27 protein-coding genes are annotated in these 20,583 nt (G+C 64.5%); 18 read left to right on the forward strand and 9 right to left on the reverse strand.

Annotation, left to right across the window (positions count from 1 at the left end; all coding sequences use genetic code 11):
* Positions 1-121: 121 nt before the first annotated feature.
* From KY084_RS11635 to KY084_RS11650, 4 genes are all read right to left on the reverse strand, one after another.
* Entirely contained in the window at positions 122-1,741 is a 1,620-nt protein-coding gene (locus KY084_RS11635) for a bifunctional GNAT family N-acetyltransferase/carbon-nitrogen hydrolase family protein (RefSeq protein ID WP_219238642.1), read from the reverse strand.
* 234 nt (positions 1,742-1,975) lie between these two features.
* A complete protein-coding gene (recN, locus tag KY084_RS11640; protein WP_219238643.1) occupies positions 1,976-3,640 on the reverse strand; it encodes a DNA repair protein RecN in 1,665 nt (554 codons plus the stop codon).
* Between the two features lie 27 nt (positions 3,641-3,667).
* Positions 3,668-4,465, reverse strand: coding sequence for an outer membrane protein assembly factor BamD (locus KY084_RS11645; protein WP_219238644.1), 798 nt, complete (start codon positions 4,463-4,465; stop codon positions 3,668-3,670).
* A gap of 85 nt (positions 4,466-4,550) precedes the next feature.
* The gene (locus KY084_RS11650) at positions 4,551-4,772 is read right to left on the reverse strand and encodes a hypothetical protein (RefSeq protein ID WP_219238645.1); all 222 of its coding nucleotides are present in this window, start codon (positions 4,770-4,772) and stop codon (positions 4,551-4,553) included.
* Positions 4,773-4,866: 94 nt separating this feature from the next.
* Between KY084_RS11650 and KY084_RS11655 the strand changes: the two genes are divergently transcribed.
* The 6 genes from KY084_RS11655 to KY084_RS11680 are packed head-to-tail and all read left to right on the forward strand — an operon-like array spanning position 4,867 to position 8,757.
* Complete coding sequence (locus KY084_RS11655) at positions 4,867-5,643, forward strand: hypothetical protein (RefSeq protein WP_219238646.1); 777 nt, start codon at positions 4,867-4,869, stop codon at positions 5,641-5,643.
* A gap of 58 nt (positions 5,644-5,701) precedes the next feature.
* Complete coding sequence (gene crcB / locus KY084_RS11660) at positions 5,702-6,079, forward strand: fluoride efflux transporter CrcB (protein WP_219238647.1); 378 nt, start codon at positions 5,702-5,704, stop codon at positions 6,077-6,079.
* On the forward strand, positions 6,076-7,197 hold the full coding sequence (locus KY084_RS11665) for an RluA family pseudouridine synthase (RefSeq protein WP_219238648.1): 1,122 nt from the start codon (positions 6,076-6,078) through the stop codon (positions 7,195-7,197). The genes crcB and KY084_RS11665 overlap by 4 nt, the downstream gene beginning before the upstream one ends.
* Positions 7,194-7,856: an HAD-IA family hydrolase gene (locus KY084_RS11670; RefSeq protein ID WP_219238649.1), complete on the forward strand. Its 663-nt coding sequence runs from the start codon at positions 7,194-7,196 to the stop codon at positions 7,854-7,856. Before KY084_RS11665 ends, KY084_RS11670 begins: the two co-directional genes overlap by 4 nt.
* Positions 7,853-8,071, forward strand: coding sequence for a hypothetical protein (locus KY084_RS11675; protein WP_219238699.1), 219 nt, complete (start codon positions 7,853-7,855; stop codon positions 8,069-8,071). The genes KY084_RS11670 and KY084_RS11675 overlap by 4 nt, the downstream gene beginning before the upstream one ends.
* Positions 8,068-8,757: an ATP12 family chaperone protein gene (locus KY084_RS11680; RefSeq protein ID WP_219238650.1), complete on the forward strand. Its 690-nt coding sequence runs from the start codon at positions 8,068-8,070 to the stop codon at positions 8,755-8,757. The genes KY084_RS11675 and KY084_RS11680 overlap by 4 nt, the downstream gene beginning before the upstream one ends.
* A 30-nt stretch (positions 8,758-8,787) precedes the next feature.
* Here KY084_RS11680 and gmk read toward each other — a convergent pair whose 3' ends face one another.
* The 4 genes from gmk to KY084_RS11700 form a co-directional block, all read right to left on the reverse strand.
* A complete protein-coding gene (gmk, locus tag KY084_RS11685; protein WP_219238651.1) occupies positions 8,788-9,438 on the reverse strand; it encodes a guanylate kinase in 651 nt (216 codons plus the stop codon).
* A gap of 39 nt (positions 9,439-9,477) precedes the next feature.
* Positions 9,478-9,693 (reverse strand): hypothetical protein, encoded by a 216-nt coding sequence (locus KY084_RS11690; RefSeq protein ID WP_219238652.1) that lies wholly within the window; start codon positions 9,691-9,693, stop codon positions 9,478-9,480.
* A 209-nt stretch (positions 9,694-9,902) separates the two neighbouring features.
* Positions 9,903-11,294, reverse strand: a complete 1,392-nt coding sequence (gene fumC / locus KY084_RS11695) for a class II fumarate hydratase (RefSeq protein WP_219238653.1) — start codon at positions 11,292-11,294, stop codon at positions 9,903-9,905.
* A 116-nt stretch (positions 11,295-11,410) separates the two neighbouring features.
* The gene (locus KY084_RS11700; protein WP_219238654.1) at positions 11,411-11,899 is read right to left on the reverse strand and encodes an SspB family protein; all 489 of its coding nucleotides are present in this window, start codon (positions 11,897-11,899) and stop codon (positions 11,411-11,413) included.
* A 75-nt stretch (positions 11,900-11,974) separates the two neighbouring features.
* On the opposite strand from KY084_RS11700, the gene hisB reads away from it, so the two are divergent.
* The 10 genes from hisB (at position 11,975) to KY084_RS11750 (ending at position 18,227) form a co-directional block, all read left to right on the forward strand.
* On the forward strand, positions 11,975-12,568 hold the full coding sequence (gene hisB / locus KY084_RS11705) for an imidazoleglycerol-phosphate dehydratase HisB (protein WP_219238655.1): 594 nt from the start codon (positions 11,975-11,977) through the stop codon (positions 12,566-12,568).
* Positions 12,561-12,875: a YciI family protein gene (locus KY084_RS11710; RefSeq protein WP_219238656.1), complete on the forward strand. Its 315-nt coding sequence runs from the start codon at positions 12,561-12,563 to the stop codon at positions 12,873-12,875. The genes hisB and KY084_RS11710 overlap by 8 nt, the downstream gene beginning before the upstream one ends.
* The gene (gene hisH, locus KY084_RS11715; RefSeq protein ID WP_219238657.1) at positions 12,872-13,474 is read left to right on the forward strand and encodes an imidazole glycerol phosphate synthase subunit HisH; all 603 of its coding nucleotides are present in this window, start codon (positions 12,872-12,874) and stop codon (positions 13,472-13,474) included. The genes KY084_RS11710 and hisH overlap by 4 nt, the downstream gene beginning before the upstream one ends.
* Complete coding sequence (gene hisA / locus KY084_RS11720) at positions 13,462-14,196, forward strand: 1-(5-phosphoribosyl)-5-[(5-phosphoribosylamino)methylideneamino]imidazole-4-carboxamide isomerase (RefSeq protein WP_219238658.1); 735 nt, start codon at positions 13,462-13,464, stop codon at positions 14,194-14,196. Before hisH ends, hisA begins: the two co-directional genes overlap by 13 nt.
* 22 nt (positions 14,197-14,218) lie before the next feature.
* Complete coding sequence (gene hisF / locus KY084_RS11725) at positions 14,219-14,977, forward strand: imidazole glycerol phosphate synthase subunit HisF (RefSeq protein WP_343228005.1); 759 nt, start codon at positions 14,219-14,221, stop codon at positions 14,975-14,977.
* 146 nt (positions 14,978-15,123) lie between these two features.
* Positions 15,124-15,357 carry a PEP-CTERM sorting domain-containing protein gene (locus KY084_RS11730; protein WP_219238659.1) on the forward strand — a complete coding sequence of 78 codons (234 nt, stop codon included), beginning with the start codon at positions 15,124-15,126 and terminating at the stop codon, positions 15,355-15,357.
* A gap of 140 nt (positions 15,358-15,497) precedes the next feature.
* The gene (locus tag KY084_RS11735) at positions 15,498-15,701 is read left to right on the forward strand and encodes a hypothetical protein (protein ID WP_246587071.1); all 204 of its coding nucleotides are present in this window, start codon (positions 15,498-15,500) and stop codon (positions 15,699-15,701) included.
* 31 nt (positions 15,702-15,732) lie between these two features.
* On the forward strand, positions 15,733-16,056 hold the full coding sequence (locus KY084_RS11740) for a phosphoribosyl-ATP diphosphatase (RefSeq protein ID WP_219238660.1): 324 nt from the start codon (positions 15,733-15,735) through the stop codon (positions 16,054-16,056).
* A 107-nt stretch (positions 16,057-16,163) separates the two neighbouring features.
* A complete protein-coding gene (locus KY084_RS11745; protein WP_219238661.1) occupies positions 16,164-16,553 on the forward strand; it encodes a histidine triad nucleotide-binding protein in 390 nt (129 codons plus the stop codon).
* Positions 16,554-16,646: 93 nt separating this feature from the next.
* Positions 16,647-18,227: an amino acid permease gene (locus KY084_RS11750; protein ID WP_219238662.1), complete on the forward strand. Its 1,581-nt coding sequence runs from the start codon at positions 16,647-16,649 to the stop codon at positions 18,225-18,227.
* A gap of 180 nt (positions 18,228-18,407) precedes the next feature.
* Here KY084_RS11750 and KY084_RS11755 read toward each other — a convergent pair whose 3' ends face one another.
* Positions 18,408-19,406 carry an adenosine kinase gene (locus KY084_RS11755; RefSeq protein WP_219238663.1) on the reverse strand — a complete coding sequence of 333 codons (999 nt, stop codon included), beginning with the start codon at positions 19,404-19,406 and terminating at the stop codon, positions 18,408-18,410.
* Positions 19,407-19,520: 114 nt separating this feature from the next.
* Here KY084_RS11755 and KY084_RS11760 point away from each other — a divergent pair, with 114 nt between their 5' ends.
* Positions 19,521-20,204, forward strand: a complete 684-nt coding sequence (locus KY084_RS11760) for an EI24 domain-containing protein (protein ID WP_219238664.1) — start codon at positions 19,521-19,523, stop codon at positions 20,202-20,204.
* The gene (locus KY084_RS11765; protein WP_219238665.1) at positions 20,201-20,575 is read left to right on the forward strand and encodes a hypothetical protein; all 375 of its coding nucleotides are present in this window, start codon (positions 20,201-20,203) and stop codon (positions 20,573-20,575) included. Before KY084_RS11760 ends, KY084_RS11765 begins: the two co-directional genes overlap by 4 nt.
* Positions 20,576-20,583: the final 8 nt, after the last annotated feature.

Below are 20,583 nucleotides of genomic sequence, written 5' to 3' on the forward strand. Positions count from 1 at the left end.
GAAGAATAGGGCCTGTCTGTATCGTCAATGTCCCGAACGCCCCGCAAAAGTGTCGCGAAATGTGTCGCGGCGAGCGGGTTCGTTCAGGTAGGTGAACCGCGGATAACGGCCGCTTCGCCCATCAGCCGCCGCCCGGCCCCTTGTTTTCCATCGGCGCGCGGCTGGGCATTTGCTGGCCTTCGGGACGCGGGCCCTGCGTCCAGTCGATCCGGTACAGATCGAACCGGCGGTCGGTAAGGTTGCGCACCGTCCCTTCCGCGCGCGCCCAGGTAAGGTCGGCCAGGTTCACATCGGCGATCGTAAGCGCTTCGATATTCTCGCTCGCCTCCGCCGCGATTCCGTCGCGTGCGAAGGGGAAATCGCATGGCGTGATGATCGCGCTCTGGGCATATTGGATGTCCATATTCTCGACGCCGGGCAGGTTGCCGACATTGCCGCTCATCACCACGAAACACTGGTTTTCGATCGCCCGCGCCTGCGCACAATAGCGCACGCGCATATAGCCCTGCCGATTGTCGGTGCAGAACGGCACGAAGATGATCCGCGCGCCTTCATCGACCAATCGCCGCGCAAGTTCGGGAAATTCGCTATCGTAGCAGATGAGCACGCCGACCGGGCCGATATCGGTCTGGATCGTTTCCACACTGTCGCCGCCCTTGATCTTCCACCAATAGGCTTCGTTGGGGGTCGGGTGCAGCTTTTCCTGCGCATGGACCGAACCGTCCCGAAGGCAGACATAGGCGACGTTCTGAATATCGCCATCATCGGTGCGCGTCGGGTGCGACCCGCCGACGATGTTGATGTTGTAGCGGAGCGCCATGTCGCTCAATGCATCGACCAGCGGCTGGCGATGGTCGGTCAGCCGGTCGATCGCCTCGGTCGGCGACAGTTTTTTCCGCTCGAACGAAAGCAGTGAGAGCGAGCATAGTTCGGGAAAGCAGATGAAGTCGCATTCATAGCTGGCCGCGACATCGACGAAATATTCGACGTTGCGAATGAATTCGTCGAAATCCTTCACCGCGCGCGCCTGAAGCTGGCAGGTGGCGAGCCGGACGCTTTCGATGTCGCGCGGGACGCGGTGGGTCGGCGGTTCGTCGGGATCCACATACGGGTTGCGCCAGACCATGTGCGCAGCCATCGCAAGCGAGGCCTTGTCCTCCGGCAGATAGTTTTCGAGGATGCCGATCGGCTCGAAGCCGTTCGAAAGCTGGAACCCGATAACGGGATCGCGCAGCTTGCCCTCACGCACCTTCTCGACATAGTCGGCGGGGCCTTCGACCTTGTTCCGGTTGCGGCGGTAATTCGGCATCCGCCCGGCGAACACGATGCCCTTCAATTCCAGCCGTTCGGTGAGCGCGCGGCGCGCCTCATACAGGCGCTTGCCGATACGCAGGCCGCGCTGTTTCGAATCGACCGCCATTTCATAGCCGTACAGCCAGTCGCCAGTCGGATCGTGGCGGCTGCCGAAACCGTTGCCGGTGATGCTTTCCCAGTCATGCGGGGACAGCGCGACATGCTCGTCGATCCGGCTCGACGCGCAATAGCCGACGACCTCGCCTTCATACAGCGCGACGAACTGCCCCGCGGGAAAGTTGTTGATCTGTCCCCGGATCATGCCGGGGGTGTAGTTTTCCACGCCCGGATAGGCGGCATAGACCCTGCCGATCAGCGACAGGATGCCGGGAATGTCCCCGGTGGTGGCGGTGCGTACTTCAAGTTTCGCCGGCGAGCGTCTCGACATTCAAATCCCTCTTGTTCGTTGCCCATGCGAACCAACCGGCCGGGGTGCAGGTTCCCCGGATTATGGATGCGCAAGCGACGTGCCGTATCGCCGTGCGGCGGATTGGGGGCGAGGTAAGGACGGCCCTTCGACCGGCTGCTTTCAGCAGCCGCTCAGGACGAACGGGGCTGGCCGGCAATTACCCGCGCCCTCTCCCCATCGTAATGCCGTCCCCGCGTCGCTGAACGGAACGCGTCAGGCAGGTTCAAGCAGGCGCTGCGCCTGCGCGCGCGCTTCGTCGGTGATTTCGGCGCCCGACAGCATCCGGGCGATTTCCTCGCGCCGCTCGTCGGTATCCAGCGGAGTCACGCCGGTGCGCGTGACGATGCCGTCGCTCGATTTGGCGATCAGCATATGGCGATTGCCCCGCGCCGCCACCTGCGGGCTGTGCGTGACGACGAGCACCTGCGCACTTGCCGCAAGTCGCGAAAGCCGTTCGCCGATCGCGCTCGCGACCGCGCCGCCGACGCCGCGATCGATTTCGTCGAAGATCAGCGTGCGCGCTCCGCCTTCTTCGGCAAGCGCGACCTTCAGCGCGAGGATGAAGCGCGACAATTCGCCCCCCGACGCGATCTTCGCGAGCGGGCCGAAGGGGGTGCCGGGATTGGTGGCGATTTCGAATTCGACCCGGTCGCTGCCGGTGGCCGACCATTGCGCCTCGGCAAGCGGTTCGACCATGGTGCGAAAACGGGCCGCGTCGAGCTTCAGCGGTTTCAGTTCGTTCGCGACCGACCGGTCGAGCCGCGCCGCCGCCTCGACCCGCGCCTTGTGCAGCGAATCGGCCGCCTTGCGATACTCTGCCTGCGCGGCGGCCACGCTTTTTTCCAATCGCTCCAGCGCTTCGCCGCCGCTTTCGATGCGTGCAAGACGCGCGGCCAGATCCCCGGCGAGCGCGGACAGGTCGTCGGGCTGCACCCGGTGTTTGCGCGCCAGCCCGCGCAGTTCGAACAGGCGCGCCTCATCGGCTTCGAGCTGCGCGGGATCAAAGGCGAGCGCTTCGGCCGCCTCATCCACCTTTTCCTGCGCCGCCGCGCCTTCGATAATCGCGCGATCGATCGCGGCCAGCGCTTCGCCGAGCGCCTCATGGTCGTCGGCGACGCGTTCGAGGATTCGCGCCGCCTGACGCAGTCGGGCAAGACCGCCCTCCGATCCGTCGAGCAGATCGGCGATCCCCTGAAGCTCGGTCGCGATCTTTTCGCCGCGCTGCATCGCCGCCCGGCGTTCGGCAAGCTGTTCCTCCTCGCCCGGTTCGGGTGCGACCGCGGTCAGTTCGCCAACGGCATGTTCCAGCCATTCGCGATCGCGCATCGCCGCGTCATGGCTTTCGCGCATCTCCGCCAGTTCGGCCTCCGCCGCGCGCCAGCGCCGATGCGCGGCGGCAACGCTTGCCACGTCCAGCCTGCCATAAGCGTCGAGCAGGCGGCGATGTCCGCGCGCGTTGAGCAGGCCGCGATCGTCATGCTGGCCGTGAATTTCGACAAGATGCTGGGCAAGGTCGCGCAGCAGCCCTGCCGATGCGGGCTGGTCGTTGACAAAGGCGCGGCTGCCGCCATCGGCCTTTACCAACCGCCGGATCATCAGCGGCTCGCCCGGTTCGCGGGCAATGCCGTTTTCGTCGAGAAGCAGCGCGATCGGGCTGCCGTCGGCGGGTGTCACGAAACTCGCCGTGACCACCGCTTGCCCCGCGCCGCTGCGCACCAATGCGGTTTCGCCGCGCCCGCCCAGCGCAAGGCCGAGCGCATCGAGCAAAATCGATTTTCCCGCGCCCGTTTCGCCGGTCAGCACGCCCAGACCAGGTGCGAAATCCAGATCGAGCGCTTCGATCAGCACGACATCGCGGATCGACAGCCCGGTCAGCATGGCGTGCGGCCCGTCACCGCGACGGCCTCAGGCGCCGGCGGCAACCGCCGCCGGAGCCTTGTCCTGCATGAGGTCATAGGCGCGCTGATACCATTTGCTGCCCGGATAGTTCGCGCCGAGCACGGCCGCCGTCTTCTTTGCTTCCTGTGGAAGGCCGAGCGCGAGGTAGGTTTCGGTCAGCCGCATCAGCGCTTCTGGAACATGGGTCGTGGTCTGATAGTCGTCGACGACGGTCTGAAACCGCTTCGTCGCGGCAAGCCAGTTGCCGCGCTGTTCATAGAAGCGGCCGACCTCCATCTCCTTGCCGGCGAGATGATCCTCGACCAGGTCGAGCTTCAGCCGTGCATCGGCGGCATAGCGCGTATCGGGATAGCGGCGGACCAGCTCGCCCAGCGCCGCCTTCGCCTGTTCGGTGATCTTCTGGTCACGATCGACATCGGCGATCTGCTGATAATAGCAAAGCCCGACCAGATAATAGGCATAGGGCGCGCTGGGGCTGCCGGGATGTTCGGCGATGAACCGCTGCGCCGATTGAATTGCCTGAGTGTAATCGTCGTCCATATAATAGCTGAACGCCGCCATCAGCTGCGCGCGGCGCGCCCAGACCGAAAAGGGATGCTGACGCTCCACCTCGGCAAACAGGGCCGCCGCCAGCTTGTACTGGCCCTTGTCCAGTTTTTCCTTGCCCGCAGAATACAGGGTGCCGACATCGCGCGCGACATAAGGAAGGTCGTTGCCCGCCTTTGTCGAGGCGCAACCGGCAGTGACCATCAGGCCGGCCATGGCAAGACCGGCGGCGAGGGGACGGAACGAGGTCATACGCATGAAGCCGTCCTTAGCCGACAGGGTAGCGGGCGAACAACGCTTTTCGCACGCGGAAACATAAAAGGCGCGCGCGACGAGCCCAACGTCAGAAGATACCGCCGCCCAGCGCGAGCCGGCAGACCCCGACAAGGATCACCAGAAGGTTGAGGTTACGGCCCGACCGTCCCGACGAAACCATGCCCAGCGCCGCGCCGATCACGGCAAGCGGGACCGCTGCCCAGTTGAGCCAGCCGAGCAGCGGCATCAGCCCGACCAGCGCAAGGACAAGTGCCATCATTCCGGTAAAAAGCGAAAGAAGATTGAACATGGCCGATCACATGGGCACCGCACGGCGTATTGACAAGATAATACAGTTGCCGAAAACGCGATCTTAACCTTCCGCATGCGACCAGTGGCGCGACATGAGCCACCCCCGCCCCCTTCCCGTCCGCCGCTTCGGCAAAGCCGCGCGCGCCGCGTTGATCGCCGTGCCGATGATCCTCGCCGGCTGTTCGGGCGGCGATGACGACAGCGCGCTGGACAATCTCGATTCCGATCTGGTCGATACGGCCAACAGCACCGACCCGGCGGTCACCGGCGCGTTGCAGGACCAGATCATGGTCGATCCCACGCTCGCCGATCAGCGCAACGGCAACGCGGTTCGCCCGCCTGGCAAACCCTATTCGGGCGCGCTGCCCGATAGCGGTGTGGCAGGGCGCGCAAGCGGCGATGCGGGCAAATTGATGCAGGCGCCTGCCCCCACCCCGGCGAAAGACTGTCCGGCGTGCAAGGCATCGGGCAATTCGGTGACGTTGGGCGCGCTGGCGCAGCAACAGGGCAATGGCAGGGTCGCCGGCTGCGCCGCCGATATCCGCTATTCGACGCGCTGGGCCGCCCGTATGCCCACCGACATGCCGCTATATCCCGGGGCGAAGGTGATCGAGGCGGCGGGCACAGACAAGGATGCGTGCCGGTTGCGCATCGTCAATTTCCAGACTTCAACGCCGCTCGATACCATGGTCAACTGGTATTACACCCGCGCGCGGCGCGCCGGGTTCACTGCCGAGCATCAGATCGACGGGACCGAGCATATTCTGGGCGGCACGCGCGCCAGAGACGATGGTGCCTATGTCCTGTGGCTGCGTCCGCGCGACGGCGGCGGCACCGATATCGATATCGTCACCAACAACGGCGGGTAGACCGCAACGGCGAGGCACGGCTTTCCCTTTGGCGGGATAGACGCTAACTGCACCTGCAATGCCGCATATCTTCTTCGTCATGCTGGGCGGTGCCATCGGTGCTGCGGGTCGCCATCTTCTGGGCCGCGCGATGATCGCGCTCATGGGGCCGGGCTATCCCTGGGGCACGCTGAGCGCAAATATTCTTGGTGGCTTGTTCATGGGACTGCTGGTCGGAATATTGTCGCGGGTCGCCGCACCGGGCGAATCGCTTCGCCTGTTCCTCGCGGTGGGAATGCTGGGCGGCTTCACCACTTTTTCCTCCTTCTCGCTCGACGCGGTGAACATGATCGAACGCGGCGCGTGGATGCCGGCACTCGGCTATGTGCTCATATCAGTGATCGCATCGATCGGCGCGCTTGCCGCCGGGCTGAACCTCGTCCGGGCCGTCGCATGACCAACGTCGCATCCGACGAGGTTCGCCAGTTCACCGTTGCGACGGAGGATGAGGGCATTCGCCTCGACCGCTGGTTCAAACGGCACGTCCCCGACGCCAGCTTCAACATCGTGTCGCGCTGGGCACGCACGGGGCAGCTTCGTGTCGATGGCGCGCGTGCCAAACCGGGCGATCATGTCCGGGCGGGACAAACGATCCGCGTGCCGCCTGCCGAGGCGCCGAAAACCGCGAAGCCGCAGCGGCAGAAGAAACCGCTGACGCCCGAACAGGTCGAATTCGCGCAAAGCCTTGTCATTCACAGGGATGATGCTGCGCTGGTTCTGAACAAGCCGCCGGGCCTCGCCACGCAGGGCGGGACGAAGACGACCGAGCATGTCGACGGGCTCCTCGACGCGCTGTCATTCGAGCGTGAGGACCGGCCGAAGCTGGTCCACCGGCTCGACAAGGATACGTCGGGCGCGCTGCTGGTTGCGCGGACACCGCGTGCGGCGGGGCTGTTTTCCAAGAATTTCGCGGGCCGCACCGCGAAAAAGGTCTATTGGGCGCTGGTCGTCGGCGTCCCCGATATAGACGACGGGCTGATCGACCTGCCGCTCGCCAAGCAACCGGGCACGGGCGGGGAGAAGATGCACGTCGATGAAGAGAATGGCCAGCCCGCAAAGTCGCGCTATCGCGTGATCGAGCGCGCGGGCAATCGCGCGGCCTTTGTCGAACTTCAACCGATGACCGGGCGCACCCACCAGCTTCGCGTGCACCTCTCTGCGATCGGCCACCCGATCGTCGGCGACGGCAAATATGGCGGGCCTGAGGCGTTCCTGACCGGCGGCGTCAGCCGCAAGATGCACCTTCATGCGCGGCGCATCCGCGTCGATCATCCGGGCGGCGGCAAGCTGGACGTGACCGCCGAATTGCCGCAGCATTTCGCCGAATCGATGGAAATGCTGGGCTTCGACCCCGCCAAGGGCGATGCGCTGCCGATCAGCGAAGCGCCGCCGCCCGCGACCCGCGAGGAAAAGAAGATCAAGGCGCGCCGCCACGCGAAGACCATCCGCAAGGAACGGCGTGGCGAACGGCGCAAGCGCGGCGACGGCGGCGGCGGCGGTCGGGGCAAGCCGTGACCAACCGGCTCGCCATATTCGATTGCGACGGCACGCTGGTCGACAGCCAGGCGAATATCTGCATCGCGATGGAAGAGGCATTCAACGGCGCGAAGCTGACGCCGCCCGAACGCAACGCCATTCGCCGGATCGTGGGGCTGAGTCTGGTCGAAGCGATGGCGCAACTGATTCCGGACGGCGATGCCGACCTGCACCTGACGCTGGCCGACGCGTATAAGGACCAGTTCGTGAAGCTGCGCAACACCGGCGCGATGCTGGCCGAACCGCTCTACGACGGAATCGCCGAAACGCTGGGCGCACTGGAGGACGCGGGCTGGATGCTGGGCGTCGCCACCGGCAAATCGGATCGCGGGTTGAACCTGCTGCTCGACCATCATGGCCTCAAACACCGGTTCGTGACGTTGCAGACCGCCGACCGCCACCCGTCCAAGCCGCATCCGGCAATGCTGGAAGCCGCGATCGCCGAAGCGGTCGCAGCGCCCGAAACCAGCGTGATGATCGGCGATACCACGTTCGACATGGCGATGGGCGTCGCGGCGGGTGCGCATCCGCTGGGCGTCGCATGGGGTTATCATGCGCCCGACGAGCTTGGCGCGGCAGGTGCGCGGCATGTGACCGGCCATGCCAGCGAAATCCTCCCCTATCTGGCGGCGCTGTGAGCGGCGGACTCCACAGCGCGCGCAACCGCTATCTGGCCATGACGCTGGTGCGGATCGCCGGGTCGGCGGGCGCGGTTTTCGGGCTGGTGGTGCTGGCGCGCGCGGGCGACACCTGGACGCGCGTGCTGGGCGCGGCAATCGTGCTGGCCGCGCTGTATATGATCGCAACGGTGCCGCGCGCCATGGCGCGGCAATGGCGGACGCGCGACGAATGAAACGCTTCTGGAAAGCGGTCACGACTGCGCCCGAGGGCGATCAATTTGGGATCGCGCTCGACGGCCGGCCGGTGCGCACACCAGGTCGCGCGCCGATGACCGTGCCGAATGCTGTTCTTGCCGAGAAGATTGCGGACGAATGGCGCGCAGTCGCCGAAACCATCGATCCTGCCGCGATGCCGCTGACCGGGCTTGCCAATGCCGCGATCGACCGGGCGGGCACCGATCGCAAAACCTTTGCCGCAACGCTTGCCGCTTATGGCGAAACCGATCTTCTTTGCTACCGGGCCGACAGTCCGGACGACCTTGTCGCCAGACAGGAAATGCTGTGGGGGCCGCATCTCGACTGGGCGCAGGCGCGCTACGACATCCGGTTAGAACGTGTGCACGGCGTGATGCACGTCGCTCAGCCGGTGGCGACGGTGGCGCGGCTGAACGAGGCGGTCGCGGCGTGTTCCGCGCATGAACTGGCCGGATTGTACCCGATTGTGACGATTACCGGATCGCTGGTCCTCGCGCTCGCGCTGCTCGAAGCGGCGGCCGAAGCCGATGCGATATGGCAAGCGGCGAATTGCGACGAGGACTGGCAGGCCGGGCAATGGGGCGAAGACGAACTCGCGGCGAAGGCGCGCGCCGACAAGCGGGCAAGTTTCGACGCGGGCGTCCGGTTCCTGAAGATGCTCTAGCGCCGTTGGCGCAAGCGGCGGCGGACTCGCTTATTTCATTAGGCCGCGGATGAAGCCGATCAGGCCGGTCTGGCGCGAGCGTTTCAACCGTTCGGCGGCGAGGATGGTTTTGACCGATTCGAAACATTGCTCGACATCGTCATTGACCAGCACATAGTCATAGCCGTCCCAATGGCTGACCTCACGCTCCGACCGGGCCATGCGACCGTCGATGATCTCCTGACTGTCGGTCGCGCGGCGTTCGAGCCGGTCGCGCAACTCCTCCATCGAGGGCGGCAGGATGAAGACGCGGACCACGTCGCCGCCCGCGATCTGGAAAAGCTGCTGCGCGCCCTGCCAGTCGATATCGAACAGCACGTCCTGTCCCGCCTCCAGCATGTCGTAGACCGGCTTTTTCGGCGTCCCGTAGCGATGGTCGAAGACATGCGCCCATTCGAGGAATTCGTGATTCGCAGCCATGTCGCGAAACTGTTCGATATCGACGAAATGGTAATCCTTCCCATCGACCTCCCCGGGACGCATCGTCCGGGTGGTCGCGGAAACCGACATGCCAAGCTTCGGTTCGGCGGCAAGCAGCTTGCGCGCGATCGTCGATTTGCCCGCGCCCGAAGGGGAGGACAGCACGAACAACACACCGCGCCGTTTGAAACCATGGGGATCGGGGTCTCGCTCAAATGCCATGGTTGCTAGTGGCGGAGCAGAACCGGTCGCGTCAAGCGTTCAGGCTCCCTCGCCGCCGCCGAACACCTGCTCCACGCCTTCCGATATGCCGCGAAGCACCAGCCAGCCCACTGCATAGGTAAGCGCGACGGGCACCGCGACCTTCAGCACATTGGCGGTAACCGCGCCGATGATCGCGCCGTCGGCCGCGCTGTCGTCACCGCTCATCGAATCGATTGCTCCGCCCACCAGCGCGCCGATCGTGGTTGCACCCATATTAGTATCTCCTGAAAAATCCGCCCCGGAAAAGGGGGCTGCGTCGTCTTTTCGGAACCCGCAAACCTTGCGCGCGGTTCCGATTGGACACACGCGGACAGGAAATGAGTACGGTCCTTCGACTTCGCTCAGGACCAACGGATCATTTGAAAACTGGCCCTACACCCGTTTGCGCTGAGCAAAGTCGAAGCGCCGTTTTTCTGCCCGCGCTACCGCCCGACCATGGTTTCGGGTTTCACCACGCGGTCGAAGGTCGCTTCGTCGACCAGCCCCAGATCCAGACCCGCCTGCTTCAGCGTCATGTCGTTCTCATGCGCGTGCTTGGCGATCTTCGCGGCATTGTCATAGCCGATTTCGGGAGCGAGCGCGGTGACCAGCATCAGCGAACGGTCGCGCAGTTCGGCGATGCGCTTCTCGTTCGCCTCCATCCCGTCGACACAGCGTTCGGCGAAACTCTCCATCGCCACGCTCAGCAGATCGATCGACCGCAGCACGGCGGCGCCGATCATCGGTTTGAAAACATTCAGTTCCAAATGCCCCTGAAGCCCGCCGACGGTCACCGCCTGATGGTTGCCGATAACCTGCGCCGCGACCATGGTCAGCATCTCGCACTGGGTGGGGTTGACCTTGCCGGGCATGATCGAACTGCCCGGTTCGTTGGCGGGCAGGTCAAGTTCGCCCAGCCCGCAGCGCGGCCCCGATCCCAGCAGGCGAATATCGTTGCCGATTTTCGAAAGCGCGACGGCCAGACTGTTCAGCCGCCCCGAAAAATCGACCAGCGTGTCGTTCGACGCCAGCGCTTCGAACTTGTTGGGCGCGGTTTCGAACGTGAAGCCGGTGATGTCGCTTACCTGCGCGGCGAATGCTTCCCCGAATCCCTTGGGTGCATTCAAGCCGGTGCCCACCGCCGTGCCGCCCTGCGCCAGCCGCGATACCGCATGGGTGACAAAGGCTTCGGTGCGCACGCGCGCAAGGCGAAGCTGCGCGGCATAGCCCGAAAATTCCTGCCCCAGCGTGACCGGCGTCGCATCCTGAAGATGGGTGCGGCCAATCTTGACAATATCGTCCCACGCCTTCGCCTTGTCCTCCAGCGCGGAGAGCAGGCGGTCGAGCGCTGGGAGCAGCCTGTCGCGCGTGGCAAGTGCGGTCGCGATGTGCAGCGCGGTGGGAAAGGTGTCGTTCGAACTTTGCGATTTGTTGACATGGTCATTGGGGTGGACCGGCGATTTGCCGCCGCGCCTTCCGTTGAGCGCTTCGTTGGCGCGGCCCGCGATCACCTCGTTCGCGTTCATGTTCGACTGGGTTCCCGAGCCGGTCTGCCAGATGACGAGCGGGAACTGGTCGTCCAGGCCACCGTCCGCGACTTCGGCTGCGGCGCGTTCGATCGCATCGGCAATATCGCCGTCCAGGCCGTGTTCGCGGTTCACCCGCGCCGCGGCCTGTTTGATGATGCCCAGCGCGCGCACGATCTCCACCGGCATCCGCTCGCGCGCGCCGAACGGAAAATTCTCGATACTGCGCTGCGTCTGCGCGCCCCAATAGGCGTCGGCGGGCACATCAATATCGCCGATCGAATCGCTTTCGGTGCGGGTAGTGTTCACGTCCATTCCTCCGTTCGCTTCGCGCAGGACGAAGAGCGCCCGGAGCACACGGATCGTTCCGAAGCGCCTTTACCCGGTGCTGGCCGCGACGACCGGTGAGCGAACGCGGCGGAACGCTATTTCTTGCGCTTGAAATCCACCGCGACGACGTTCGAACCGTCTTCCGATTCGGCCACCACGCCGCGATCGCGGTCCTGTTCGCCGTCATCGTCCGGCTCCGGCGCGTCAGGCCCTTCCTGCGCGGCGAAGCGCAGTTCGAAATTGACCGCCGGATCGTGAAAGCCAGTAATCGCGGCAAACGGGATCACCAGCATAGACGGAATCTGGTTGAAGCTCAGCCCCACTGAAAAGCGTTCATCGTCGACCGTCAGGTCCCAGAAACGATGCTGCATGACGATCGTCATTTCATCGGGAAAGCGTTCGACCAGCCGTTCGGGAATGTCGACGCCGGGCGCCTGCGTCTTGAATGTGATGTAGAAATGATGCTGGCCGGGCAGTGCGCCCGTTTCCTGCACCTGCCCCAGCACGCGGCCGACGACTGCGCGCAGTGCCTCCTGCACGATTTCGTCATAGGGAATCAGGCTGTCTGGCACGCTTGCTGTCATGATTGCGGTGACTAACCTCCTTTGGGCCGCGGTCAAGATTGCATGACGCGGCGGCCGCGCTATGTGGGGGGCATCATGCGCAGCGCAAGCATCTCGCGAAAGACCGCGGAAACCGCCGTCGATGTCACCGTCAACCTGGACGGGACGGGACAATATTCCGTTTCGACCGGGGTGGGCTTTCTCGACCATATGCTCGAACAGCTTTCGCGCCATTCGCTGATCGACCTCGAATGCACCGTCGCGGGCGACCTGCACATCGACCAGCATCACACCGTTGAGGATTGCGGCATCGCCATCGGCGAGGCGGTGGCAAAGGCGCTGGGCGACAAGAAGGGCATCCACCGATATGGCGATGCGATGTCGCCGATGGACGAGACGCTCAGCCGCGTCGCACTCGATATTTCGGGGCGTCCCTGGCTGGTCTTCAAAACCGGCTTCACTCAGGTGAAGCTGGGTGAGATGGATACCGAACTGATCGAACACTGGTTCCACAGCTTCGCGCAGAATGCGGGGATCACGCTGCATATCGAGACGCTGTACGGCACCAATAACCACCATATCGCCGAAAGCATCTTCAAGGGGCTGGCGCGCGCGCTGCGCAATGCGGTCGAGATCGATCCACGCAAGTCAGACGCAATTCCCTCGACCAAGGGCATGCTGGGTGGCTGAAGACTACCGCTCGTCGGGACCGCTGTGCCTGATCCTGCTCGACTATGTCGAACCGCTGGACGCGGTCGATGTGCAAATGGGCGCGCATGTCGAATGGCTGAAAAAAGGGTTTGGCGAGGGCGTGTTCCTGATCGCCGGGCGCAAGGACCCGCGTACCGGCGGGGTCATCGTGGTCCGCGGGACGAAGGACAGGGTCGAGGCGCTGGCAAGAACCGATCCGTTCGTCGAAAGCGGCGTCGCAACGGCAGAAGTGATCGCGTTCAACGCCAGCTTCGCCGTGCCGGAAATCGCTGCGCTGCTGGCATGACCATCGCGCTGATCGACTACGGTGCGGGCAACCTTCATTCTGTCCACAATGCGCTGATGGCGGCGGGCGCGACCGATATCGCGGTTACCGACGATCCCGAAACGGTGCGGCGCGCCGATCGCGTCGTGCTTCCCGGTGTCGGCGCATTCGGGGCGTGCGCCAAGGGCCTGCGCGGCGTCTCCGGCATGGTCGATGCGATCGAGGAACGCGTGCTGACGCGCGGCGCGCCATTTCTGGGCGTGTGCGTCGGCATGCAGTTGATGGCCGATAGCGGGGAGGAATTCGGCACGCACCCCGGCCTGGGTTGGATTTCGGGAACGGTGAAGGCGCTCACCCCCGCCCCCGGCATTCGCGTGCCGCACATGGGCTGGAACGATGTCGTCCCGGCTGCGGCGCATCCGCTGATCGAACCGGGCGAAGCCTATTTCCTGCACAGCTTCGCCTTTACCGGCGCGCATGTGATCGCCACCAGCGACCATGGCGGGCCGGTGACCGCAGCGATCGGGCGCGACAATATGGTCGGCGTCCAGTTCCACCCCGAAAAGAGCCAGCGATACGGCATCGCGCTGCTCGAAAGGTTTCTTGCATGGCGTCCCTGACCATCTTCCCGGCGATCGACCTGAAGGGCGGATCGGTGGTCCGGCTGGCCGAGGGCGATATGGACCGCGCCACGGTCTATGGCGACGATCCGGCGGCACAGGCCGACCTGTTCGCGAAAGCGGGCGCACATCATCTGCACGTCGTCGATCTGGACGGTGCATTTGCCGGGCAATCGGTGAACGGCGAAGCGGTCGCGAATATCGTGAAGACGTTTCCGGGCCGGGTTCAGCTTGGCGGCGGCATCCGCAACCGCGCGGCAATCGAACACTGGTTCGCGCTTGGCGTCGACCGGGTGGTGATCGGCACGGCGGCGCTGGAAAATCCCGATCTGGTCCGGGAAGCGGCGGCCGCCTTTCCCGGCCGGATCGTCGTCGCGGTCGATGCCAAGGGCGGGATGGTCGCCACACGCGGCTGGGCCGATGTTTCCACCGTATCGGCCGAATCGCTTGCCCGTCGGTTCGAAGATGCGGGTGTCGCCGCGCTGCTGTTCACCGATGTCGGGCGCGACGGGTTGCTGAAAGGCTGCAATGTCGAAGCGACGGTCGCGCTGGCCCGCGCGGTATCGATCCCGGTCATCGCGAGCGGCGGCGTTGCGGGCATGGGCGATATCGAGTCGCTGCGCCGCCATGTCGATGACGGCGTCGCCGGCGTAATTACCGGTCGTGCGCTATATGACGGTCGGCTCGACCTTGCCGAAGCGATCGGAGCGGCTGCGGCATGATCCGGTCGAACGGAGCCATTTCGTGACCGTCCGAGCACGCGTCATCCCCTGCCTCGACGTGGCGAACGGCCGCGTGGTGAAGGGCGTCAATTTCGTCGATCTGAAGGATGCGGGCGATCCGGTCGAACAGGCGCGCGCCTATGATGCGGCGGGCGCGGACGAGTTGTGCTTTTTAGACATCACGGCCAGTCACGAGGATCGCGGGACGATCATCGACGTGGTGCGGCGCACCGCCGAAGTCTGCTTCATGCCGCTGACCGTCGGCGGCGGCGTGCGCAGCGCGGACGATGCGCGCGCGCTGCTGCTCGCCGGCGCGGACAAGGTGGCGGTCAATTCCGCGGCGGTCGCGCGGCCCGAAGTCGTCGCCGACATCGCCGACCGTTTCGGCAGCCAGTGCATCACTGCGTCAATCGATGCGCGCCGCGTGGGCGAGCATTGGGAAATCTTCACCCATGGCGGGCGGCGCGAAACCGGCATCGACGCAATCGACCACGCGCTGCGGCTGGCGAAGCTGGGCGCGGGCGAATTGCTCGTCACCTCAATGGATCGCGACGGGACGAAGGGCGGCTATGACTTGCCGCTGATTCGCGCGATAGCCGATTCGGTGACGGTGCCGGTGGTGGCGTCGGGGGGCGTCGGCAATCTCGACCATCTGGTCGCCGGAATCAGCGAAGGCCATGCGAGCGCAGTGCTCGCCGCATCGATCTTCCATTTCGGCGAAGCGAGCGTTGCCGACGCCCATGCCGCGCTGCGTGCGGCGGGAATCCCCGCGCGGGGCTGACCCTTCCAAATGTCGATTTATTTTACATTTACCATGAACCGATCGCGACGGTTAACCTTGTTTCCTACCGAAAAGCGTTGATTTCGATAAGTGGCCTCTCGTTTGCATTAACCCTTGGCAACAGGATTCAAGCGAAGGGAAACGCCATGTCCATGCCCATCCGCCTCGCCATCGCCGCGGCAGCGACGCTGATGCCGCTGTCTGCCGCATCGGCGATGAGCCAGCCGCCGCAGGAAGCGCCCGGACATAATGGTGGCGGCCATCACGGATCGGGCAGCCCGTCCCCCGTTCCCGAACCCGGCATGTTCGCGCTGTTCGCAACGGGGCTGGCCGGCGTGTTTGCAGGCCGCCTTCTCGCCCGACGCCGCAACAAGGACTGATTGCGGCGCTGCGCCGACGCGAAGCGCTTCTGAATCAGCGCGCGGCTTGACCGATCGCGCTGATGACGTTGCGATGGGCAATGCACCCAAATTTTAACCGTATCTTGCCGGATCGCGGACTAGGCACGGTGGCGATGCGAATGATCGTCTTTCTTTTCGGCCTGATGCGCGCCTTTCCCGCATGGGCACAGGCGCCCGCCCATTCGGGAATTATCGACCGCCACGGCTTTGAACTTTCCGACATCGCATTGTTCGTTGTCGCGGTACTCGGCGTCTGGTTCGCCCGCCGCGCGCTTCGCACCCGTTTTCGCCGACGCGGGCGGCGCGAGGGCGGTCAGGATTGACAAAGCGCGCATGCCTGCGATGTGCGGGCATATGAGCGATACCGACCCCCTCGCCACGCTGGAAGCCGTCATTCGCGAACGGATGGGCGCTGATCCCGACAGTTCCTATGTCGCGCGACTGCATGCCAAGGGCCGCGCCAAGATCGCCCAGAAAGTGGGCGAAGAGGCAGTCGAAACCGTAATCGCCGCGATCGAGGGCGACCGCGCCGCACTGACCGGCGAAGCGGCGGACCTTATCTTCCACCTGCTCGTGCTGCTGGCCGAATCAGGGCTGTCGCTCGACGATGTGCGCGGCGAACTGATTCGGCGCGAAGGCGTGTCCGGGCTGGAGGAAAAAGCGGCGCGCACCCGATAACCGCTCCGCCCCGGCGAACCCGTCCGCCGCCGCTTGTCGAAGCGCAGCGCTTGCTTCAAAACGCCATCGAACGCGCCCTCGCACCAACGGATCGGGAGAGTAACGCCATGCCCGTCGACGCAACGCTGCCCTATGACGACGATAATATCTTCGCGAAAATCCTGCGCGGCGAAATTCCGTGCGACAAAGTGCATGAGGATGAACACACCCTCGCCTTTCGCGACATCAATCCGCAGGCACCAACGCATATTCTTGTGATCCCGAAGGGACGATATGTATCGTGGGCCGATTTCTCGGCACGCGCGCAAGACGCGGAAATCACTGGGTTCGTGCGCGCGGTCGGAACGATCGCGCGTCAGGCGGGGCTGGTCGAAACCGGCTATCGCCTACTCGCCAATACCGGCGGCGATGCGCATCAGGAAGTGCCGCACCTGCACGTCCATATCTTCGCCGGAACGAATCTGGGGCCGATGCTCGCGCCTTCGCACGCGCAATAAGGGATTGCACGCAACCGCTTTGCCGTTAGGCTCGCCCCTTTCCAAATCCCGGCGGGCCACCCGCCGCGTATCTGTTCCGGGGGGACTATCTTCATGGATTGGCGCGTAAAGCCATTGGACGCCATTCTGGCGACCGCTGAGAAGAAATCGCTTGCACGAACGCTCGGTCCGATCCAGCTCACGCTGCTGGGCGTGGGCGCAATCATCGGCACCGGCATCTTCGTACTGACATCGGAAGCCGCGCAAAAGGCGGGGCCGGGCATGATGTGGGCGTTCGTCATCGCCGCGTTCGTGTGCGCGGTGGCGGCACTTTGTTATTCCGAAATCGCATCGATGGTGCCGGTTTCGGGTTCGGCCTATACCTATACCTATGCCGTGATGGGCGAACTTCTGGCCTGGATGGTCGGTTGGGCGCTGATCCTCGAATATGCCGTGGCGGCAAGCGCCGTGTCGGTCGGCTGGTCGGGCTATTTCATCGGGCTCCTCGACAGTTGGGGGATAGGATTTCCCCATGTCCTGTCGGTCGGCCCCTATGCGGGCGGCATCGTCAACCTGCCCGCACTGATCATCGCCCTGCTCGTCACGCTGCTGTTGATGATCGGCACGACCGAAAGCGCGCGGGTGAACGCGGTGCTTGTGACGATCAAGGTGGCCGCGCTCGCTGTCTTCATCGCGCTGACCGTGCCGGTGATGAAGGGTGCGGAGTTCGAACCCTTCCTGCCCAATGGCTGGATCGGAACCGGATTCGGGTCGGGACTGGGCGCGGTCGGCGCCGCCGCCTCGATCTTTTTCGCCTATGTCGGGTTCGACGCGGTTTCGACCGCGGCGGAAGAAACAAAGAATCCGCAGGTCAACGTGCCCATCGGCCTGATCGGAAGCCTGGCGATCTGTACCGTCTTCTACCTGCTGGTGGCGGCCGGTGCGATCGGCACCATCGGCGCACAGCCAGTCACCGCGATCGGTGGCGGCATATTGGCCCCCGGCACGCCAGAACTCGCTGACCGCTGTCAGGCGCTGGCGAGCATGGGAACCGAACCGCTGGTCTGTTCGCGCGAAGCACTGGCCCACGTGCTGCGCGAAATCGGCTATGCCCGGCTGGGCGACATGATCGGTATCGCGGCGTTCCTCGCGCTGCCTTCGGTCATCCTGATCATGCTGTTCGGCCAGACGCGAATCTTCTTCGTGATGGCACGCGACGGGCTGCTGCCCGAATTCCTGTCGGCCATTCACCCGAAATGGAAGACGCCGCACATCGTCACGATGATCACCGGCGTCGCGGTCGCGTTCTTCGCGGCGTTCCTGCCGGTGGGGCAGCTTGCCGACATTTCGAATTCGGGAACGCTCTTCGCCTTCTTCATGGTGGCGCTCGCCGTGCTGATCCTTCGCCGGACCCAGCCCGAACGGAAACGGCCGTTCCGCACGCCGGCGGTCTATATCGTCGCGCCGCTGGCGATCCTCGGCACGCTCGGCCTTTATGTCAGCTTGCCGGTGGAGGCGATGCTGGTGCTGCCGGTATGGGGTGGCATCGGGCTGGTCGTGTATTTCCTTTACGGCTTCCGCAAAAGCCATGTCGGGCGCGGCATCATCGACGTGCATGAAGATGATGAGGATGCCCCGCCACAGGCAGTGCCGCCGATCGGCAGCGCCCACACGCCGGGTTACAAGGACGCCTGAGGCGAGATTTAACACCGAACGTTTGAACGGGGCCGGAAGCAATATGCCTTTTCCGGCCCCAATTTTTTTGAGCGGTTTTCGAGGCGGCATAAAAAGGGGAGCCCGCAGGCTCCCCTCTACCCGTCATATGCGACGCCGGCTTCGTCCACCGCTCAGCGCGAACGGTGCGGCCTTGCCATTCTAGCCGACCCTGTCGCCGACAAGTTTGCCCAGATCGGCTTCCGAGCGCGCGCCATAATGCGAGATGATCTCGCCCGCGCAGATCGCGCCCATTTTCAGCGAATCCTTCACCGACTTGCCCTGCGCCTGACCGCGCAGGAACCCGGCTGCGAACAGGTCGCCCGCGCCGGTGGTATCAACAACCTTGTCGATCGGTTCGGCGGCGACTTCGACCCGGTCGCCGTCCTTTACCGCGATCGCGCCCTTTTCGCTGCGCGTGGCGACCAGCAGTGGCACCTGCCCGGCGATCTTGTCGACGGCGGCATCGAAATCCTCGACCTGCGCCAGCGCCTGAAGCTCGTTTTCGTTGGCGAACAGGATGTCGATCAGCCCGTCGGCGATCAGCTTGCGGAAATCGTCGCCATGCCGGTCGATGCAGAAGGTATCCGACAACGTGAAGGCGACACGGCGGCCGGCCTTGCGCGCGATTTCGATCGCCCGGCGCATCGCCGCACGCGGTTCTTCGGGATCCCAAAGATAGCCTTCGAGATAGAGGATCTCGCCCTTCGCGATAAAATCGGCGTCGAGTGCCTCGGCTGGAAGAAATTGCGAGGCACCCAGAAAGGTGTTCATCGTGCGCTGCCCGTCGGGCGTCACGAAGATCAGGCAGCGCGCGGTGGTTGGTTCGCCGCTGCGCGCGGGCGTATCGAAATCGATGCCGACCGAGCGGATGTCGTGCGCAAAAATCTGCCCCAGTTCATCGTCGGCGACCTGGCCGATAAAGCCGCATTTCCCACCAAGCGATGCGATGCCGGCGATGGTGTTCGCCGCCGAACCGCCCGAAATCTCTCGCCCCGGCCCCATTTTACCGTACAGCGCATCGGCCGCTTCGGGCTCAAAGATAAGCTGCATCGACCCCTTGTTCATGCCTTCCTTCGTCAGAAAGGCATCGTCCGACTGGGCGATTACATCGACGATGGCATTGCCGATCGCCACGACATCATAGCTTGCGCTGGTCACATGGTTCTCCTGAAGAGGAATTCGAAAAAGTGCATTGCACGCGGGCCTAGGCGGCCCTCCTGCCGCTTGCAACCGCTGGACACGCGGCGCGGGTCCGATACACCGCATATCCCGATGATGCGTGCATTGTTCCTTTCGATCCGTCAGTTCGACGATCCGGCAGTCGCGCGCGTCTTCCTGAAATCGTTTCTGCTGACGCTGCTGATCTTCGCGCTGTTCGGCGGCGCGCTGTGGTTCGGCATTGCGGGGGCAATGCAACGGCTGATCGGTGCAGGCGAGACAGCGTCGGGCATCGCCGCCATGACCGCGATGCTGGCCACGCTTGGTGCGGCCTGGCTGCTCTTCCGCGCCATTGCCATCGCGGTGCTCGGCCTTTTCGCCGATGATATGGTGCGCGCAGTGGAGGCGAAACATTATCCGCGAATGCTGGCAAGCGCTCGCGACGTGCCGTTCGGCCGCGCCGCCGTTATGGGAATCTCCTCCGCACTACGGGCGATTGCCGCGAACCTGTTGCTGACGCCGCTCTATCTGCTGCTGCTGGCAACCGGCATTGGAACGGCTGCACTGTTTCTTGTCGTCAACGGATGCTTGCTTGGTCGCGATCTGGGCGACATGGTGGCCGCACGGCACCTGAATAAAGCGGCGATGCGTGACTGGCGCACGGCGACGCGATGGCCGCGCTTCGTCCTGGGACTTGCCGTGGCGGGGCTGCTCATGGTTCCGTTCGTCAATCTGGTCGCGCCGGTTCTGGGCGCGGCGATGGCAACCCATCTGTTTCACGGGAAGAGATACGCATGAAGGCTCAGGCGGCGATATTGGCAGGCGCGGTTCTGCTCGCGGGGTGCAGCGGCAGCATGATCCCCAGCGCCCGCCCCGAAATGGGTTCGGTCACGCCGACCGAAAGCGCGGCCGGGCTGGAACGGGTGATGGGCAAGGATGCGCGCGCGCTTCAGGCGCTGTTCGGCACGCCCGACGCCGATCAAACCGAAGGCGTGGGGCGCAAATTGCAGTTCGGCAGCGATATCTGCGTGCTCGACGCCTATCTTTATCCCCCGCGCGGCGGCGGCGCGCCGATCGTCACCCATATCGACGCGCGCCAGCGCAGCGGAGCGCCGATCGACCGGGCAAGCTGCGTCGCCGCGCTCACCCGGCGGCGCGGCGGGAAGTAGTCACCCCC

The organism is Stakelama flava, assembly GCF_019351405.1.
In the GTDB taxonomy this organism is placed as follows: domain Bacteria; phylum Pseudomonadota; class Alphaproteobacteria; order Sphingomonadales; family Sphingomonadaceae; genus Sphingomonas; species Sphingomonas flava_A.